At 73.2% G+C, this 18060-nt stretch carries 15 protein-coding genes and 1 pseudogene; 5 read left to right on the top strand and 11 right to left on the bottom strand.

Going from position 1 to position 18060, the window contains the following annotated elements:
- Positions 1–73 precede the first annotated feature (73 nt).
- Positions 74–610: a cupin domain-containing protein gene (locus ABD981_RS38355; protein ID WP_046907776.1), complete on the bottom strand. Its 537-nt coding sequence runs from the start codon at positions 608–610 to the stop codon at positions 74–76.
- Positions 611–668: 58 nt separating this feature from the next.
- On the bottom strand, positions 669–1928 hold the full coding sequence (locus ABD981_RS38350) for an MFS transporter (protein ID WP_046907775.1): 1260 nt from the start codon (positions 1926–1928) through the stop codon (positions 669–671).
- 117 nt (positions 1929–2045) lie between these two features.
- Here ABD981_RS38350 and ABD981_RS38345 point away from each other — a divergent pair, with 117 nt between their 5' ends.
- Entirely contained in the window at positions 2046–2552 is a 507-nt protein-coding gene (locus tag ABD981_RS38345) for a MarR family winged helix-turn-helix transcriptional regulator (protein ID WP_046907774.1), read from the top strand.
- Positions 2553–2600: 48 nt separating this feature from the next.
- Here the strand turns inward: ABD981_RS38345 and ABD981_RS38340 are convergent, their stop codons facing one another.
- A complete protein-coding gene (locus ABD981_RS38340) occupies positions 2601–3194 on the bottom strand; it encodes a TetR/AcrR family transcriptional regulator (protein WP_046907773.1) in 594 nt (197 codons plus the stop codon).
- A 93-nt stretch (positions 3195–3287) separates the two neighbouring features.
- Here ABD981_RS38340 and ABD981_RS38335 point away from each other — a divergent pair.
- Together ABD981_RS38335 and ABD981_RS38330 are read left to right on the top strand one after the other, a co-directional pair.
- A pseudogene (locus ABD981_RS38335) lies at positions 3288–3719 on the top strand (nuclear transport factor 2 family protein); the annotation flags it as partial.
- Positions 3720–3844: 125 nt separating this feature from the next.
- Positions 3845–4714: an NAD(P)H-binding protein gene (locus tag ABD981_RS38330; protein WP_046907772.1), complete on the top strand. Its 870-nt coding sequence runs from the start codon at positions 3845–3847 to the stop codon at positions 4712–4714.
- A gap of 28 nt (positions 4715–4742) precedes the next feature.
- On the opposite strand, the gene ABD981_RS38325 is transcribed toward ABD981_RS38330, so the two are convergent.
- Entirely contained in the window at positions 4743–5162 is a 420-nt protein-coding gene (locus ABD981_RS38325) for an SAV_915 family protein (protein ID WP_240495210.1), read from the bottom strand.
- Positions 5163–5515: 353 nt separating this feature from the next.
- Between ABD981_RS38325 and ABD981_RS38320 the strand changes: the two genes are divergently transcribed.
- Positions 5516–6025: a universal stress protein gene (locus ABD981_RS38320; RefSeq protein WP_240495209.1), complete on the top strand. Its 510-nt coding sequence runs from the start codon at positions 5516–5518 to the stop codon at positions 6023–6025.
- A 108-nt stretch (positions 6026–6133) separates the two neighbouring features.
- Here ABD981_RS38320 and ABD981_RS38315 read toward each other — a convergent pair whose 3' ends face one another.
- The 3 genes from ABD981_RS38315 to ABD981_RS38305 form a co-directional block, all read right to left on the bottom strand.
- Entirely contained in the window at positions 6134–7375 is a 1242-nt protein-coding gene (locus ABD981_RS38315) for a DUF559 domain-containing protein (RefSeq protein WP_123954461.1), read from the bottom strand.
- 386 nt (positions 7376–7761) lie between these two features.
- Positions 7762–8700, bottom strand: a complete 939-nt coding sequence (gene bla / locus ABD981_RS38310) for a class A beta-lactamase (RefSeq protein ID WP_046907771.1) — start codon at positions 8698–8700, stop codon at positions 7762–7764.
- A 141-nt stretch (positions 8701–8841) separates the two neighbouring features.
- Complete coding sequence (locus tag ABD981_RS38305; protein WP_046907770.1) at positions 8842–9993, bottom strand: hypothetical protein; 1152 nt, start codon at positions 9991–9993, stop codon at positions 8842–8844.
- Between the two features lie 479 nt (positions 9994–10472).
- Between ABD981_RS38305 and ABD981_RS38300 the strand changes: the two genes are divergently transcribed.
- Entirely contained in the window at positions 10473–11990 is a 1518-nt protein-coding gene (locus tag ABD981_RS38300) for a glycosyl hydrolase family 18 protein (RefSeq protein ID WP_046907769.1), read from the top strand.
- A 109-nt stretch (positions 11991–12099) separates the two neighbouring features.
- Here ABD981_RS38300 and ABD981_RS38295 read toward each other — a convergent pair whose 3' ends face one another.
- The 4 genes from ABD981_RS38295 to ABD981_RS38280 all read right to left on the bottom strand — a co-directional run bounded on the left by ABD981_RS38295 (position 12100) and on the right by ABD981_RS38280 (position 18039).
- A complete protein-coding gene (locus ABD981_RS38295) occupies positions 12100–14490 on the bottom strand; it encodes a heavy metal translocating P-type ATPase (RefSeq protein WP_205628160.1) in 2391 nt (796 codons plus the stop codon).
- Positions 14491–14571: 81 nt separating this feature from the next.
- On the bottom strand, positions 14572–16047 hold the full coding sequence (locus ABD981_RS38290; RefSeq protein ID WP_165590930.1) for a multicopper oxidase family protein: 1476 nt from the start codon (positions 16045–16047) through the stop codon (positions 14572–14574).
- 242 nt (positions 16048–16289) lie between these two features.
- A complete protein-coding gene (locus ABD981_RS38285; protein WP_240495208.1) occupies positions 16290–16802 on the bottom strand; it encodes an SRPBCC family protein in 513 nt (170 codons plus the stop codon).
- Positions 16803–16971: 169 nt separating this feature from the next.
- Entirely contained in the window at positions 16972–18039 is a 1068-nt protein-coding gene (locus tag ABD981_RS38280) for an LLM class flavin-dependent oxidoreductase (RefSeq protein WP_046907767.1), read from the bottom strand.
- Positions 18040–18060: the final 21 nt, after the last annotated feature.

Below are 18060 nucleotides of genomic sequence, written 5' to 3'. Positions count from 1 at the left end.
CACGATCGCACGGCGGCAACGACCGTCCGGTCGGACACGCGCCGGGCCACCCGGATCCGGGGTGTGGCGTCGATCATGCGGAACGCTCCAGGGCCGCGCGCCAGACCGGGCTGTCGACGTAGTGGTTGTCGTAGCGTTCCGAGGACTCGGCGATCTCCTTCGGGTCCGCCTCGCCGCGCATCACCCGGCCGAGCAGGCGCAGGTAGTCGAACCTGCCCATTCCGGGGGTGAAGACGAACAGGACGTCCGCCTCGCGGCCCGGGGCGGCCGCGAAGGCGTGCGGGGTGTGCGGCGGAACGGCGAGGAAGTCGCCCGCCTCGAGCACGGTGACCTCTTCGCCCACCAGGACCTGCAGGGCGCCGCTGATGACGAAGAAGAGTTCGGACGCGCGGGTGTGGAAGTGGGCGGGTGCACCTGCCGCACCCGCGGCGAAGGTGGACCGGTAGCTCGTGAATCCGCCCCCGGCGCCGTCGGCGCCGCCGGATTCGGCCAGCAGGGTCATGACGCTGCTGGGGTCGGCACAGGTCTCGGCATCGGCGTGCCGGGTGAGCATCGCGGCGAGAGGGGGAACGGTCGTGGTCGTGGGCTCGGTGGGTGCGTTCTCGTTCATGGGTGACTTCCTGAGAGTGGAGGAGGGAGAGAGGGAAGGGGACTTGGGACGGGGGGCGTCAGGCGCCGAGCGTGATCAGGGCCGCGACAGCCGGTCCGAAGGCGCCGCCCAATTGGTAGCAGAGGTTGAACAGGCCGATCGCCGTGGGGCGTTGAGCGGCCGGCGCCGCCTGGGTGGCGTAGACCGCGAGCGTGGCCTGGCCCGCGCTCGTGGTGAAGACGGCGAGCGTCGCGACGAGCAGGAGCAGCGGTGCCCAGGGGGTCAGTACGGCGGTGAGGGGGGCCAGCGCTCCGACGGTGAGCAGGAGCGTCAGCACCCGCGGGCGGCCCAGTCGGGACGAGGCGGCGGCCAGCACCATGGAGAGCGCCGAGCCGGCGAGGAGTGCCACCAGCTGGCCGGTGCCGATCGTGGAGGTCGTCCAGTCCGTGCGGTCGCGCAGCAGCTGCGGGACGGTGAAGAGAAGGGTGAAGTACGAGGTCGCGAAGGTGCAGGCGAGCAGGGCGGAGAGGACGAAGGCGCGGCTGCGCAGCAGCGCCGCGGGGACGAAGCCCGTGGGGTGGGACCGGATGTGCAGGGCCAGGACCGCGCCCGTCAGCAGCGAGGCGGCGACGGCCGGGAGCGGGTAGCGGGGGACGAGCACCAAGGCCGTCGCGGTCAGGACCAGGAGGGCGGCGCCCCGCCCGTCGAAGGGGGTGCTGCGCGGGGGTGCGGACAGGTCGGCGCGGCGCATGACGGCCGGCAGGGCCAGGAGGGCGACGGCGCCGACGGCGAGGGACACCCGCCAGGAGGTCGCGCCCGCGACGGCCGAACCGAGCAGCGGGCCGACCGCACCCAGCGTCCCGAAGCCCGCCGTGATCACTCCCATGCGGCGGACCGAGCCCGCCAGGCTCATCGCCGCGGTGATCAGGCCCGCCCCGCCCACCGCCTGCGCCGCCCGGCCCGTCATGGCGACCGGCAGCCAGGGCGCAACGGCGACGACGGCGGTGCCGGCCACGATCAGCGCCGCGCTCAGCCGGAGCGTGGTGCCGAGGCCGCGGCGCCGCAGCAGGCCCGCCATGAGCGGGGTGCCGACGGCCATGGCCCAGGCGAAGACCGTGACGAGCCAGGTCGCCGTCGCCGTACGGATGCCGAGCGAGCCGGCCATGTCGGGAAGGATCAGGACCGGGCTGTTGGCGCTCGCGGCGACCGGGGTGGCGAGTAACGCGAGCCAGAAAGCCGGGACTTGGCGTGGTGGGGCGGCAGTCCCTCCGGCTGAGGGGGCGGGTGCCTGGGCGTGTTCGGCGGTGGGTCCGGGGAGGTGGCGGGCGAGCCCGGGCATCGGCGTGCTCCTGTCGTTCAGCCTTGATAATCTCAACGTTGAGATAAAAGCAGCTCTGATCTTTCAACGTCAAGTGTCTTAACGTTGAGAAGATGAACATGGAGAGGAGTGGCGGCGATGAGCGATGCCGTGGACGCGATCATCGGCCAGTGGGCCGAGGAGCGCCCCGACCTGGTGGAGGACCTCTGGCCGGTGGAGCTCTTGGGCCGGATCCAGCGATTGGCCCGGGTGGTCGACAAGTCCGCCAAGGCCTCGGCCGCCGCGCACGGAGTGGAGCACGGCGAGTTCGACGTGCTCACCACGCTGCAGCGTTCGGGGCCGCCGTACACGCTCACCGCCGGAGCGTTCCTCAAGGCGGCCATGGTGACCTCGGGAGCGATCACCAACCGCATCGACAGGATGGAGGCCAAGGGTCTGGTCGAGCGGGTGCGCGAGGGGGACGACCGGCGCACCATCAAGATCCGCCTCACCGAACACGGTCACGAGGTCACCAGGGCCGCCTTCGCCGACCACCTGGCGAACTACGCGCAGCTGCTCGCCGACGTGGACCGCGACCTCGTCGACAGGACCGCCGAGGGTCTGCGCCAGGTGCTGGAGACCCTGGGTGACACGGGCATCAAGTGACGCCGGTGTGGCGCCCCGGGGGCGGGTCGGTGTTCGGGCTGCTCGGTGCTACCTCGCCGCGCCTCCCCGGTTCACGACGCCCCTGACGTAGTCGGCGAGTCGGTCCCTCAGCTGCTCGCGCGGTACGCCTTCGCGGCCGGCCAGGTGCTCGACGAGGTCGGCCCGCACGACGGAGAGGAGGGCGTGGGCCGTGAACCCGGGATGGGGCAGGCCGGGGACCTGTTCCAGTACGTCCCGGAGCAGGGCGTGCCAACGTCCGTACTGCTCCGCCCCGTACGGCCCGCCGCTGCCGCTCTCCTCCAGGGCCAGCGCGAGGGGGCGGTTGTCGAGCTTGAAGCACAGCATGGCGTCCAGCAGGGCGACCGCACGCTCCCGCGGCGGAGTCGAGGTTCCCAGGGGCGGGGGTCCTGCCGTCACGGCTTCCCGGAGCGGTTCGAGCCGCGTCTCGTACAGGGCGCGGAGGAGCCCGGCGCGGTCGCCGAAGGCGCGGAAGAGGGTGCCCTTGCCGACGCCGGCCGCCGTCGCGATCTCGGCCATCGTGAGGTCCTCGGCGCTGCCGGAGCGGGTGAAGAGGGCGTCGGCGGCCTCCAGGACGGCCTGTCGGTTGCGGGCGGCGTCCTTGCGGGGCTGGCGCTCGGGCATGGTGCCCTCCCATCGGCGATTGAAAAACGGACCCAGGGTCCGTATCGTCGAAAGCGGACCCCGGGTCCACATTCTACGAGGTGGAGGACACCCATGCCCCTGGCCACACCCCTGTCCGAGACGACCTCCCGTTCCCCCGAGGAGTTGTTCCGCCACGGCCTGCGGCTTCTGCTCGCCGAGGACATCGCCGGGTGGGTGGACCTGTGGGCCGACGACGGGGTGATGGAGTTCCCGTTCGCGCCGCCGGGCCGCCCCGGACGGCTGGAGGGGCGGGCGGCCGTCGGCGACTACATGCGGCCCTATCCCGAACACATCGCCCTCCACGACTTCCCCGAGAGCGACCTGCGCGTCCACCGGACCGACGATCCGCGGACCATCGTGGTCGAGATGCGCGGCGTCGGACGACTGGTGCGCACCGGAGCCCCGTTCGACATGACGTACGTCGCCGTCGTCACCGTGGAGGAGGGCCGCATCACGTCGTACCGCGACTACTGGAACCCCCTCACGGCCCTGGAGGCCGACGCGGGCGCGGGCTTCGGCTCCGATCCCGGCGCGGGCACCGCCGCGGCCGCCAACGCCGCCAACGCCGCCAACGCCGTCACGGCCGGCACCGCCCCCGACACCGCCGCCGACAACGCCGGGACCGGACGATGACCGCCGCGGGCGGCCCCGCCGTCCTGGTCACGGGTGCCACGGGGACCACCGGCAGCCGCGTCGCCGCGCGACTGGTGGCCGCCGGCCACGGGGTCAAGGCGGCCAGCCGCAGGGCCACCACGCTTTCGGGCGCCGAGCCCGTCGCCTTCGACTGGCACGACTCCGGCACCCACGGGGCCGCGCTCGACGGCGTGGACCGCCTCTACGTGATCCCGCCCGTCGGCGATCCCGACCCGGCGGCGGTGGTCCTCCCCTTCCTGCGCCGGGCCCGTTCCTCGGGGGTGCGGCGAGCGGTCCTCCTGAGCGCCTCGTCGATCCCGGCGGGCGGCCCCGCCGTCGGGACGGTGCACCGGGAACTCCCGGCCCTCTTCGACGAGTGGGCGGTCCTGCGGCCGTCCTGGTTCATGCAGAACTTCACCGGCAGCCACCTCCACGCCGAGAGCATCCGCACCGAGGGCACCTTCAGGACCGCCGCCGGCAACGGCCGGATCGGCTTCGTCGACGCCGAGGACATCGCCGCCGTCGCCGTACACGCCCTGACCGACGAGCACGCCCCCGGCTCCGACCTCGTCCTCACCGGGCCCGAGGCGCTCAGCCACGACGACATCGCCACCGTCCTCACCGAGACCACCGGCAGGACCGTGACCCACCGCCCGCTGTCCTACGAAGACCTGCGCGACCGCCTCGCCGCGCTGATGCCACGGGAGTTCGCCACCCTCCTGGCCGACATGGACCGCGCCATCGCCCAAGGGTCGGAGGACCGGGTCACCGACGCCGTCCAGCGCGTCACGGGACGCCCCGCGGGCAGCTTCCGGGCGATGGTGGAGCGGGAAGGGAGAACGGGGAGGGAACTGCCGGCCGGCTGAGCGGCGGGCGTCCCCGGCCCCGCCTCTCTCAGGCCGCCGTGGACCGAACAGAGCCCCCGGCGGCCTCCGCGTCCGAGACGACGACGGAGCTCACGGAGCTCACGGAGTACACCGAGTCCACCGAGTCCACGGAGGGCGTGAAGGGGGCCGGGGATCCGGTGGCCTGAGGAGCCGTGAGCGTCGGGTCGACCGTCACCAGTGCCGCCCCGACGGGCGCGGAGATCACCCGCAGAACGGCCTCGTCGAGCCGCACCCAGGGCTGGTCCGCTCCGAGCGTCTCGGCGAGCCGGTCGTGGGTGGTGAATCCGACCGCGGTGCGCACGCCCAGGGGGGTACGGAACATCCGTACGGCCACCTCGGCCGATCCCGGCCGGACCGGGACGTACAGGGGTCCGGCCGTGTCCCGTTCCTCGGGCTCGGGGTCGTTGTCGTACGTGAACAGGCACATGGGGCCCTCCTTGAGGAGCCTCGAACGGCGGGTCGCGCCGCCCGGAACGCCGGGGCGCTCCGGGCGGACCACCGAAGCTATGCTCCCGCCGCCGCTCCTCGGGACCCGCCCTGACGCGATCTTGACGGTGAACTCCGTCGGCCATACGGCCCGCTGACGGCCGGCGGCCGACACTGTCCGGCCCACGGTGTCAGAAACGCGTCATGGCCGGGCCCCGCGCTGTCAGAAACGCGTCAGGGAGGGGCCCCGGAGCGCCGGCGGCGTCCTTGTATGGGACCCGCGTGTCCACGGAGGACGCGGGAGCCGCGCCGTCGCGGGGGGCGGCGCACCACGCGGGGGAGGGGAAGAGGGACGTGGCGAAGATAGTGGTCGGGGTGAGCGGAAGCCTGGGCTGTCTGTCGGCCCTGCACCGGGCTGCCGCGGAAGCCCGCCTGAGGCGGGCCGAGTTGTGGGCCGTGCTGGCCTGGCAGGCACCCGGCGGCGGATTCGGGGGCCGTCACGTGGCCGACGACCCGGTGCCGGGGCTGTGCCGCGATGCCGCCCGCGAGCGGCTGCGCGAGGCCTTGGACACGGCGTTCGGGCCCGGACGCCCGGACACCCCGCTTCATGGCCTCACCATCAGGGCCACCCCGGGCGTGGCACTCGTCGACACCGCCCAGGACCCGGACGACCTCCTCGTCGTGGGCACCGGGGCCCGCGGTCCCCTGCGCCGCCTCGTCCGCCCCTCGGTGGCCCGCTACTGCCAGGCGCACGCCGCCTGCCCCGTACTGGCCGTGCCGCCGTCCCCGCTCCTCGCGACGTACGACTCGGCCCACCGCCGCAACCTCTGGCACTTGCCGCTCGACCCACGCGGGGCCGTCTGACCCGGAGCAACGGGACCGACCGGTTCCCTGACGTCCCGGGCTCCGGACGATCCGGTGGGCCCCCGTGCCGGGCGACCGGTCGCGCACGGGTCGGGCAGCGGTAGCCGGCTACGCACCCGGACCGCGAACGGGGTCCTCGTCGGGGCCGTGCGCGAGCGCGGCGCGCAGGCGGTCCGCGCAGGCGGGGAGGGCGCGGAGCAGGTCGCTCTCCCAGAAGCGGAGGACGCGCCAGCCGGCCTCGGACAGCTTCCGGTTCTGGTAGGCGTCGCTGGCCATGTTCCTCTGCACCCGGGGGTCCTCCCGCCACTCCGGGCGCAGGCCGTGCCAGTAGTCGCCGTCCGCCTGCAGGACGAGCCGGAGCGCGGGGACGGCGGCGTCGACCGTCCACCGGTCGAGGCGGTACTGCGCCTGCCACGACAGATCCCGGTCGTCCTCCGCGACCAGGTCGTCCAGCAAGGCGTACAGGATCCGCTCGGGCCGGGTCGGAGCACGGGAGGACAGCTGGTCGTGGCGCGCCCGGGCCAGAACGGCGAGGCGCTCGGGATCCGTGCCGAGGAACGTCGCCCTGCACGTCCTCGAACACGTCCGCCTGACCCGGCCGAGCGACGCCGGAACCTCGAACTCGACCTCGCACACGGGGCACCGCTTGCCGACCCGGCGCCGCGCGCCGATCGAGCGGCAGCCGTCGGAGCAGTACGTACCGCCGCCCTCGGCCGCCACCGACTCCTTCACGGTGAAGGCGGCACCGCACACCCGGCACGTGCAGGCGACACGACGCGCGGTGCAGGCCTGCGAGCAGTACAGGCCCCACCCCTTCTCGACCACGCTCCGCACCGCCCGGAACGAGCTCCCGCAGGACAGACAGGACCGCTCCTCGGTGCCTTCGGCGATCGCCTGGCAGGTCCGGCCGCAGTACTGCCCGCGGCCGGACCCGACACGGGAGACCTTGACCTCGAACCCGGCACCGCACTGGCGGCACGAGCGCGCCACCCGGGTCCGCTGCGCCAACCCCGAGCAGGTCTTCGAGCAGAACCGCCCGCGCAGGGTGCCGACCGGGTTGTTCGGCGTCTTGGGGAAGAACTCGGCGCCGCACTGCGCGCACCGCCGCGCCCGCCGTCCCGTCGCGGCCTGCCGGCAGGTGTGCGAACAGTACGCACCCCGCGTCGCCGCCGCCGCCTTGCCCCGCAGCCGGAACTCCCGGTGGCAGTGGCCGCACGAGCGGGTCACCCACGCGGTGTCCTCGGCCTGTTGCGACCGGAAGCACGGCTGCGAGCAGTACTTCCTCCCGGCCTGGGAAGGCGGAGCGGTGAAGTCGCGGCCACAGCGCGCGCAGGTGAGCGTGACAGGCATGGCGTGGAGTGTGCCAGGAGCCACTGACACCGGCCGGGGCCGGCCACGGGAGAGCCGTACGGGAGGCCTTGCGGGAGAGCCGTACGGGAGGCCTTGCGGGAGAGCCGTAGGGGAGAGCCGTACGGAAGAGCCGTACGGCGAGTGAAAGGCACTGGCGTCGGTGCTGAGGCTCGGACTGGCCGCGGTCCATGGACCGGGCGCCTGTGCGCTCCACACGGACCGGTGCCGTCATCGGCATCGCAGCCAGGTCGATCGCCGACCGCAGCCGCTGGCGGCGCGTGACGCGTCGGTACGGGAGGCAGTGCGCGGGACCGGCCTCTGCACGGCGGGGGAGCGCCGCAGGCTCGTGGCCCCGCCGCAGGTCGTGGAGGCGGTGACGTACGCCGTCAGGACAGTGCCGCGACCGCCACGGAGGCGGCTCGGGCGATGAGCCCGTTGTCGTCATCGGCCTCCTCCGTACCCCGGTTCGACATGATCGCCATGACGATGGGCGCGGCGTCAGGAGGCCACAGCACGGCGATGTCGTTGCGGACGCCGTAGTCACCGCCTGCGCCGCTCTTGTCACCGACCACCCACCCCGCCGGCACTCCGGCCCTGATCAGCTCGTCGCCGGTGGTGTTGGTCCGCAGCCAGGTCGTGAGCTGCGCGCGTTCGGCGGGGCCGAGGGCGTCTCCGAGGACGAAGGCCCGCAGGTCGCCGGCGATCGCGCGGGGCGTGGTGGTGTCCCGTGTGGCCCCGGGGGCCCATTGGTTGAGCTCCGGTTCGCGGCGCTCCACGACGGTCGTGGTGTCGCCCACCTCCCGCAGCGCGGCTGCCAGGCCCTTCGGGCCGCCGAGTGCGTCGAAGAGGAGGTTGGCCGCGGTGTTGTCGCTGTGGCGCACGGCGGCGTCGCACAACTCGTGGAGCGTCATCCCGGTCTCGACGTGCTTCTCGGTCACGGGGGAGTGGTCGACCGGCTGCTCCCCGGAGTACCGGATCACCTTCCCCATTCCGCTCGGCGAGTGGGAGCGCAGGACGGCGGCGGCGGCCAGCGCCTTGAACGTGGAGGCGTAGGCGAACCGTTCCGTGTGGTTGTGGAGCACCTCCCGCCCGCTGCCGGTGTCGACCGCGTAGACCCCGAGCCGTGCCCCGTACGCGCGCTCCAGCCGCTGGAAGTCGCCGGCGGAGGATGCTCCGGGGACCGCGGCAGTCGGGGTCGGTGCCGTCAGGGAGGGCCGGGGGTCGGTGCGGGGCCCGGCCTGGCCGCAGGCCGCGAGCGGGAGAACGGCGAGCACGGCAGCGCCCCCGAGAACCAGCCGCCGTGCGCCCGCGTAGGCGCTTCGCATCGTCGAACCCTCCAGGTGTTCCAGGTGTCCAGCGGTTCCAGCGGCCATCGGGTGGCAGCTCCGTCGCCCGTTCCCGGATGACGGACCTGAGCGCCCGTGCGTCAGACCGAACGCGTGGGCGCTGCCGGCCTCCGTCCGGCTCTACTTGCCCGGGCCCCGGAAGAGGCCGAGCGTCTTCGTGAAGGACTTCAGCGGCGAGCTGTCCTGCTTGGCCGCCGCCGGCGGGGCCGTCCGCGGGGCGCCGTCACCGCCGGTCGCCTCGGCGAGTGCGGCGAGCGCTGACTCGGCGGCCTCCCGGTACAGGTCGCAGGACGCCGTCATGGCCTCGAGCGACTTGGCGTACCGGGTGACCATGGCCCGGGCGTGGACCAGCTCCTCGTCGGAGGTGAGCAGGTGCCAGCCTTCGCGCAGCCGGGTGAGGGCCTGTTCGGCGTCGGGCGGCATGGGCAGCGGGAGGGAGGCGAACTCGGTGATCCTGGCCAGGAGTTCGGTCGGTTCCGTGCCGTCGAGGAAGACGTTGCGTACGGTGAAGCGCTGCGCGTCGTAGCCGGGTGTCTCCGGCACCGTGGGCAGGACGACGGCGCCGCCGCGCGGTATCCCCACCCCCAGCGCGCGCTTCATCGCGAAGTCGGCGGTCAGCGCCTGGTCCGGCGTGGCCCGGTGCTCGACCACCCGGTGCCGCAGGCTCGGGGGCAGGAACGCCGTGATCGGCTGCCGCCCCAAGGTGTCCGGGGTCATCGCCTCGTGCACCAGGACGTGGATGGCCCAGCTCTGCCGCGGGCAGTCCCGCAGAAGGCGGCGCAACTCGTCGTCGTCCCTCGGCAGGTGGTTCGCCGTCCGCAGACGCACGCCCGGCACCATCTCGTGGTCCCACGGAACCTGCTCGCTGTCCGGCCAGAACACGGTGGCCGGGGAGAGCCAGCCCGCGTCCCACGCCCGCTCCGCCTCGGCGGCGAGGACCCAGGTGACCCCGTCGCGCTCGGCGCGGCGGGACTCGGGGTCGAACGTGGTCAGCTGCGCCCGCACCGTGACGTCGTCGGCCACCCGCCAGCGCGCCTCGAAGAGACGGCGGGCCGAGGGGCCGGGGTCGGCGGACGCCTCCCGGGGGTAGAGGTCGGTGGACTTCGCCGCCTCGACCGGGTCGAGGTCCAGGAAGTCGTCGATGACCCGAGCCGCCTTGAGGGCGATCAGGTTGCGCCGGACGTCCCGCTCGGGCTCGGACCCGAGGTGACGCCCCCGCCCGAGCCACGCGGTGTCGGGGACGGTGGTCGATGAGGTGCTGTTCTTGGCCATGGAACCGTTCGGTGGGTGATGAGGGCCCGACCAGTATGGTCCGTGGCCCGGGCAAGGGAAGCGATACCCCGTCCATACCGCCGTGACTCGGATGCCGGGGCGATCCACGGGAGTCGTCATCGGCGTGACCGGGGTGAGCCACGCGATCGGGGCGAGCGGTTCGATCGGGGCGAGCGGTTCGATCGGCGCGACCGGGCGAGTGGCCCGGACGGCGGGCGTCGTGCCCCGGGAACCCTCCGGCGGCGGGCACGCCGTCGATTCCTGGCTCGCTGGACCAATCCGTCCGCCCGCGCGCATCTCCCCAGCGCCCGCCCGCACCGGCTGGATGTACCACGCAACGAATCGCGAAATTGGTCTAGTCCAAGTTTGGTCCAGGCCATTGACGTGCCCATGGCTACGGGGTTACTCCGTATCGCAACAGTCGTGCGCGACAACGGCGTTGGCGCACCCCGCACCCCCCCCACAGTCATTGGATTGCCATGAGAAGACGTTCGCTCCGATCGGCGCTCACCGCCGCCGTGACCGCCGTGGCCGCCCTCGGCCTCTCCGCCGTCGCCACCGCACCCGCGCAGGCGGCGACACCGCTCCCCGCCCGGGTCTTCGCCCCCTACTTCGAGTCCTGGACCGGGGAGAGCCCCGCCGCCCTGAGCGCGCAGTCGGGCGCCAAGCACCTCACGATGGCGTTCCTCCAGACGGCGACCAAGGGGTCCTGCACCGCGTACTGGAACGGCGACACCGGACTGCCGATCGCCCAGTCCTCGTTCGGCGCCGACATCAAGACGATGCAGTCCCGCGGCGGCGACGTCATCCCCTCGTTCGGCGGCTACACGGCCGACACCACCGGGACCGAGATCGCCGACAGCTGCACCGACGTCAACCAGATCGCCGCCGTGTACGAGAAGGTCATCACGACCTACGACATCACGCGGCTCGACATGGACATCGAGGTCGACTCCCTCGACAACGCCGCCGGCATCGACCGCCGCAACAAGGCCATCAAGCTCGTCCAGGACTGGGCCGCCGCCAACGGCCGCCAGATCCAGATCTCGTACACCCTGCCGACGACCACCCGCGGGCTCGCCGCGAGCGGGCTCGCGGTCCTCAAGAACGCCGTGACCAACGGAGCGCGCGTCGACGTCGTCAACCTGATGACCTTCGACTACTACGACAACGCCGCCCACGACATGGCCGCGGACACCAAGACGGCCGCCCAGGGCCTCTACGACCAGCTCGCCAAGCTCTACCCCACGAAGACGTCCACCCAGCTCTGGGGCATGGTCGGCATCATCGAGATGATCGGCGTCGACGACTTCGGACCGGCCGAGACCTTCACCCTCGCCAACGCCCGCACGGTCTACGACTGGGCGGTCTCCAAGGGCATCAACACCCTCTCGTTCTGGGCGCTCCAGCGCGACAACGGCAGCTGCCCCGGCGGCGCGGCCGCCGACGGCTGCTCCGGCATCCAGCAGAACACCTGGGACTTCTCGCACATCTTCGCCCCCTTCACGAGCGGGACGACCACCCCGGCCGACGACTTCTCGGTGACCACCACCCCGGCCTCCGCCACCGTCACCGCCGGCGGGTCCACCTCCGCCACGGTGCGGACGGCCGTCACCGCCGGCACGGCCCAGACGGTGAACCTCACCGTCAGCGGCCTGCCCGCGGGCGTCACCGCCACGCTCAGCCCGGCCTCGGTGACGGCGGGCGGCTCCTCGACCCTCACCGTGAACACCACGGCCGCCACGGTCTCCGGCACCTACCAGGTCGTGGTCAACGGAGCGAGCCCCTCGGCCGGACACGCGGCTGTCCTCTCCCTGACCGTCACCGGCGGCGCCACGCAGTGCACGGCGGCCCCCTGGGTCTCCTCCAGCGTGTACACCGGCGGCCAGCAGGTCTCGCACAAGGGTCACACCTGGAAGGCCAAGTGGTGGACGACGGGCGAGGAGCCCGGCACCACCGGCCAGTGGGGCGTCTGGCAGGACCTCGGCGCCTGCTGATCCCAGCCCTGCCGACCGGCCCGGTGTCCGCCGAGAGGCGGGCCCCGGGCCGTGCGTTCGGGGACGGCGGGTCTCCGGCCCTCGCCGGCGCCCCTCGGTCGTCGGTGAGTCAGTGCGTCGGCGGCCGGAGTCTGCGCAGCAGGACGGCGTTGAAGGTGACGATGACGGTGGACGCGCTCATCAGGAGCGCGGCCCACTCGGGGCGGAGCTGGATCCCCAGGCTCGGGTAGAGGACGCCCGCGGCGACGGGGATGGCGAGCAGGTTGTAGATCGCGGCCCAGAACAGGTTCTGCTTGATCTTGCGGCGGGTGGCGCGGGCGATGGTGACGGCGTACGAGACGGCGGCCGGGTCGTCGTGGACGAGGACGACGTCGGCGGTCTCCACGGCCACGTCGGTGCCGGCGCCGATGGCGATGCCGACGTCGGACCGGGCGAGGGCGGGGGCGTCGTTGACGCCGTCACCGACCATGGCCACGCGGGCGCCGCCGTCCTGCAGGGCGGTGATGTCGGCGGCCTTGTCCTCGGGGAGCACCTCGGCGATGACGGTGTCGATGCCGGTGGCCGCCGCGACTGCTTCTGCGGTACCGCGCTGGTCGCCGGTGAGCATGACGGTCCTGATGTCCTGCTCGCGGAGGCGGGACACGGCGGTCGGGGCCGTGGCGCGGACCGGGTCGGAGACCGCGATCAGCCCGAGCGCCTTGCCGTCGGCGGCCACGTAGATCGCGGTCCTGCCGGAGGCCGCCAGAGCGGCGGCGGTCTCGGTGAGGGCCGAGGCGTCGACGCCCTCGCGCCGCATCAGGCGCAGGTTGCCGACGAGGACGGTGACGCCGTCGACGAGCCCCGTGACGCCGTGACCGGGCACGGAGTCGAATCCGGTCGCCGGGGCGAGGGCCAGGCCGCGGGTGCCGGCCGCGTCCACGATCGCCTCGGCCAGCGGGTGCTGGGACTGCCGGTCCACCGCCGCGGCCGCCGCCAGGACGCGCTCGTCCGCCAGACCCGGCGCGGCCACGACGTCGGTCACGGCAGGCCTGCCCTCGGTGAGCGTGCCGGTCTTGTCGAACACGACGGCCGTGATGACCGCGGTGTTCTCCAGAGCGGTGGCGTTCTTGAACAGCACGCCGCCACGGGCGCCCTGCCCGATGCCGACGGTGATCGCGGTGGGAGTGGCCAGGGCGAGGGCGTCCGGGCAGGCGATGACGATCGCGGAGACGGCCGCCGTCACCGCGAACCCGACGCCGTGGTCGCTGCCGAAGACGCTCCACACCAGGAAGGTGACCAGCCCCGCCCCGAGCGCCACGAAGACCAGGTAGCGGCCGGCCCGGTCGGCCAGGCGCTGAGCGGGGGCCTTGGAGGCCTGCGCGTTGCGGACCATCCGGACGATCCGGGCCAGCGCGGTGTCCGCCCCGATGGCCGTCGCCGTGAACGTGAACGCGCCCGTGGTGTTGAGGGACCCGCCCACCACCCGGTCGCCCGCCGTCTTGGCGACGGGCACCGGCTCACCGGTGATCATCGACTCGTCGACGTAGCTGGCGCCTTCGCCGACCGTGCCGTCCACCGGGACCTTCTCCCCGGGCCGCACCACGACGGCGTCGCCCACGACCACCTGGTCCAGCGCCACCTCGGCCTCGGCGCCGCCACGGCGTACGCGCGCGGTCGGCGGCGCCAGGGTGAGCAGCGCCTCCACGGCACGGCCGGTGGCGAACCGGGAGCGCATCTCCAGCCAGTGCCCGATCAGGCTCAGCGTGGTCAGCATCGCCGCGGCCTCGAAGAACACGTCCTCCTGCCCCGCGAGGGTCGCGAACACCGAGTACAGGTAGGCGACCAGCACGCCGACGGAGATCAGCGTCATCATCGTGACATCGCCGTGGCGCAGCGACCGCGCGGCCGACGACAGGAACGGTCGGCCGCCCCAGAACACCACCGGCGTGGCCAGGATCAGACCGAACCATGCCATCGGCAGCCCCAGCGGCCGTTCGACCTCGACGCCGAGACTGTGGCCGATCGGTGAGAACACGACGATCGGGATCGTGAGCACCGCACAGACGACGAACCGGCGGAGCATGTCGTCGACCGCCGCCGCACCGTGCCCGGCGTGCCCGGCGTGCCCGGCGTGTGCGTCGTGTGCGTCATGTGCGGACGGCGCCCCGGCCGGGGCGGCCGGGGCGGGCGGGGCGGAGCGATCATGGCCCGCATGGGCCGTACGGAGTGGGGAGCCCGGCCCCGTGGCGCGCGGGTCCCGTTCGTCGGCCGCGCCGACGGCGGGGTGCCCCGGCTGGCAGCACGAGTCCGGACAGGCCGCGCAGTCGCATCGGTACCCGGCCCGTTCCAGGTCCCGGGTGAGCCGGTCCGCACCGGTCACGGCGGGGTCGAAGCCGAGGTGGGCGGTCGCCGTGGTCCGGTCGATCGTCACCGACCGCACTCCCGGCCGGCCGGCGAGGTGCCGCTCCAGTCCGGCCATCTCGCCGCCGCAGGAACACGACCGCAGCGCGATCTCGGCCACCTGGTCACCTGACACCCGTCCGCCCACGCTCCGCCCTTCCTCGTCCCCCGCTCGCTCCACGTCCCGGCGCCCGCCGCGAGGTCATCCCCCCGCGACGTAGTCGACGGTCTGCATCATGCCGAGGTCTTCGTGGTGGAGCTGGTGGCAGTGGGCGGCGGCGCGGCCGGTGAAGTCCTCGTACCGGACGAGGAAGGTGACGGACTGGCCGGGTGCGCCGCCGGGGATGCCGATGGTGTCGTGCCAGACCGGAGGGTCGAGCCGCGTGCCGTTCCGGTGGGTGAGGAGGACCTGGTTCGTGTGCAGGTGGAAGGGGTGGTTGAGCGCCGGCAGGCTCTCGTCGCTGCGGACGGTCCAGCGTTCGACCGTGCCCAGGCGCAGGGTGTGGTTGGTGTAGCCGGGGTCGAACAGCCCGTAGGCCGGGTCGTGTGACAGGTCACCCGAGGGATCGGCCGCGGGGGTGGCCTGGGTGCCCAGCATCCGGTACGCGTTCGGGAAGTCCCCGGTGAAGACGCCGGAGTCGGCGTGGAAGACGACCTCGCGGTCCGTGCCCGGCAGGGTGATGTCCTCCTCGTGCAGGAACGGCCTTCCCGGCGGGAGCGAGGCCGGCAGCTCCATCGGCGGTTCGACGGGTGTTTCCGTCACCTGGACCGTCATGAGCGGGGCGGACGCCCCCGCCGACTTCAGCGTGTAGGTGCCGGGCGTGTCGCCCCGGACGAGGACGTCGGCGCGGTTGCCCATGACCATGCCCACCTCGGTCAGGGCGACCGGTTTCGCGAAGGTGATGCCGTCCTGGGCGATCTGGTGCATCAGCAGGGTGCTGCCGCCGTCCCCGGTGATCGCGAGCCGGAGGGAGGTGAACGCGGTCGCGGCGACCAGCCGCCATCGCTGGACCTCCCCGGGCCGCAGCGTGATGGTCGGGTTGACGGTGCCGTTGACGGTGAAGGTGGACGGAATGCCGCTCACCCAGCGGCCCGAGGTGAAGGCGGGGACCTTGCCGTCCTTGATCTTCAACTCGTTGATGCAGACGACGACGTCGGCGGCGGCCCTGATCTCCGGGACGTCGTCGACGTCGCCCTCGACGACGATCACCCCGGCCATGCCCCCCACGATCTGTTCGGCCGTGGATCCGTGCAGGTGGGGGTGGTACCAGTAGGTTCCGGCCGGGTGGTCGGCCGGCACGTCGATGGTCGTGACGTACCGCGGCTCGGCGGCACCCGCGGCGACCTCGTCGTCGCTGCGCGGGGCGAACTCGCGCAGGACGTTGTCGGCGTCGCCGGACGGGGAGACGTGCATTCCGTGGGTGTGCAGGTTGAAGCTGTTGGGGTGGTGCGGCGCGTGGGAGTCGCGGATGTGCGGAGGGTTGGGCGGCAGGCCGTTGACGTGCGTCAGCCGGAGCGTGTCCCCGGCGCGTACGCGCAGGGTCGGCCCCGGAAGCGCGCCGTTGTACGTGCGCGTGGACACGGGGCCGTAGCCCGGGACGGAGATGTCCGTGAACCGGACGTCGAGGACCTGGTCGACCACCGGCGCGGGCCGGCCGGGCACCGACCGGGAGGTCACCACGACGGGCTGCGGAAACGCCGTGGGCGCCGCCACCGCGCTCCGCCCGGCCAGAAGCCCGCCCGGCGCCGCCGAGAGGACGACGGGGATGGCCTTGAGAATCGATCGACGGCTGATTCCATTTCCTCGCATAAACGGGCAATTTAGATTAATTCGACGCCGGGTGGATGGGTGACACACGGGGGAGCCCGGCACACTGCCGCGAGCGGGGTCGGCGCGGGGAACCGCCTGGCTCGCGAAACTCAACGGCTGCGCGTTCCCCCTGGCGCGGCGCCGTCGTCAGCGTGCGTGCCGGTGCCGGTGCCATTGCCGGTGCCGGCGCGCTGCTCGCTCACCGCGATCCGGGCCAGCTTCGTGAGCATCATGCCGTTGCGGATCGAGACCACGTAGTCCACCGGGAACCCGTGCATGCGGGTGCCGGGTCCCCGCAGGGGGTGCCAGTCGAGGACGAAGAGGGTGCTCTCGGCCCAGGGGATCAGCTTCATGGCGATGCGCGCCGCGCCGAAGGGGCCCGCCTTCGCCTCCAGCTCCAGACGACGCTGCGGCTCGCAGATGCGGACGACGCACGTGTCGTCGAGCACGAGGGGACCGACGCCGACCCGGACCTGCAGGCGGGCACCCACGTCCGGCCAGTGGGGGTCCGTGGAGACGACCTGCTGGGTCCCGGTGACCCATTCCCCGTAGCGATGCCCGGCCGACAGCAGGCCCCAGACAGTGGACGGCGGACTCAGGATCAGCCGACGGTTCCGAGACACACCGACCACGCTCCTTCTTGCCCCTGGGACCGGCGCGCACACGACCGTGCCGTCGCGAGCGGAACGCCCTCACGGCAGCTCGGAGTGCTCCTTGACACTAGCCGCGGTGTGCGCTTCCGGCATGCGGAGCAGTGGCCGGATACGGAGACGGATACGGAGACGGCCTCGCTCAGGCGAGGAGCCGCGCGAGCCGGGCCATCTCGGCGGGCGGGTCGACCACCGGTTGGATGAGGAGTTCGTCGACGCCGGCCCGTTCCAGGGCGGCGATGCGGTCGAGGAGGTCGTCGCGGGTGCCGACCAGGGCCAGGGTGCGCATCAGGGAGGGCAGCACCAGGTCCCGGTCCCGCGGCGCGATCCGCCCGAGGTAGCCGGGGTAGAGCCGGGTGTGCCGGTCCGGCGCGGTGGCGGTGGTGCCGCGCCGGACCAGGAGCCGCCGCACCGCCTCGTTCGCCTCGGGGCCGAGCTGCTCGGCCAGGGCGGGTTTCTCGGCGACGGTGTCGGCGGCGAAGGCCAGCAGCGACAGGACCAGGTGTCCGGTGGCGTCCCGGGCGGCGTCGCCGTGGGGGTCCTCGCCTTCGTCGAGGAGGTGGAGCGCGGTGACCGCGTACGAGTCCTTGGGGGCGTCGGGCTCGAGGTGCGCGGCGCGGGCGGCGCGGCGGCGGGCCTCGTGCAGCGCGTGCCAGGCGGCGGGGTCGAGCAGGCCGAAGGAGACGAGCCCGGTGCCGCGGCGGCCCGCGACGGCGGCGGCCTTCGGTCCGAGCAGCGCGGCCACGACGAACTCGATCGGGTCGGCGGTGTTCACGTGCGCCCCGCCGTGCAGGAAGCGGATCTCGCGCACCCGGTCGCCCTCGCGGTACTCGGTCGGGCGTCCGGCGCACAGGTCCGGCAGCGCGGCGACGAAGTGCTCCAGCCTCGCCGTCGTGGTCGGCCGCATGCCCAGGGTGCGCCGGGCGGTGTTCCCGGTGCCGACGCCGCAGACGATCCGGCCCGGTGCGAGGGCGTTGAGACTGGCGAGCCCGCTCGCGGCGGCCGGGGCCGAACGCAACGCCGGCGAGGTCACGCCGATGCCGAGCCTGATGCGACTGGTGGCCTTCGCGCACAGGCCCAAGGCGACGAACGGATCGCCGTGGACCATCGGCGTGTCGTTGACCCAGAAGCTGTGCAGCCCCAACTCCTCGGCCCGTGCGGCGAGGTCCTCCACGCCGGGCTGCGCGCTGACCACGACACCTGCCCGCATCACAGCCTCCAAGGTGTACGG

This window comes from Streptomyces showdoensis (genome assembly GCF_039535475.1).
GTDB lineage: Bacteria > Actinomycetota > Actinomycetes > Streptomycetales > Streptomycetaceae > Streptomyces > Streptomyces showdoensis.
The sequence above is the reverse complement of the archived record's forward strand: the minus strand, read 5'-3'. Positions and strand labels throughout refer to the sequence as shown.

Excerpts from the sequence above, each read along its gene's own strand:
- ABD981_RS38315 (WP_123954461.1), bottom strand. The coding sequence starts at position 7,375 with ATGCCTGTCACGCTCACCTGCGCGCGCTGTGGCCGCGACTTCACCGCT.
- ABD981_RS38280 (WP_046907767.1), bottom strand. The coding sequence starts at position 18,039 with ATGCGGGCAGGTGTCGTGGTCAGCGCGCAGCCCGGCGTGGAGGACCTC.
- ABD981_RS38355 (WP_046907776.1), bottom strand. The coding sequence starts at position 610 with ATGAACGAGAACGCACCCACCGAGCCCACGACCACGACCGTTCCCCCT.
- ABD981_RS38350 (WP_046907775.1), bottom strand. The coding sequence starts at position 1,928 with ATGCCCGGGCTCGCCCGCCACCTCCCCGGACCCACCGCCGAACACGCC.
- ABD981_RS38345 (WP_046907774.1), top strand. The coding sequence starts at position 2,046 with ATGAGCGATGCCGTGGACGCGATCATCGGCCAGTGGGCCGAGGAGCGC.
- ABD981_RS38305 (WP_046907770.1), bottom strand. The coding sequence starts at position 9,993 with ATGGCCAAGAACAGCACCTCATCGACCACCGTCCCCGACACCGCGTGG.
- ABD981_RS38300 (WP_046907769.1), top strand. The coding sequence starts at position 10,473 with ATGAGAAGACGTTCGCTCCGATCGGCGCTCACCGCCGCCGTGACCGCC.
- ABD981_RS38330 (WP_046907772.1), top strand. The coding sequence starts at position 3,845 with ATGACCGCCGCGGGCGGCCCCGCCGTCCTGGTCACGGGTGCCACGGGG.
- ABD981_RS38325 (WP_240495210.1), bottom strand. The coding sequence starts at position 5,162 with ATGTGCCTGTTCACGTACGACAACGACCCCGAGCCCGAGGAACGGGAC.
- bla (WP_046907771.1), bottom strand. The coding sequence starts at position 8,700 with ATGCGAAGCGCCTACGCGGGCGCACGGCGGCTGGTTCTCGGGGGCGCT.
- ABD981_RS38340 (WP_046907773.1), bottom strand. The coding sequence starts at position 3,194 with ATGCCCGAGCGCCAGCCCCGCAAGGACGCCGCCCGCAACCGACAGGCC.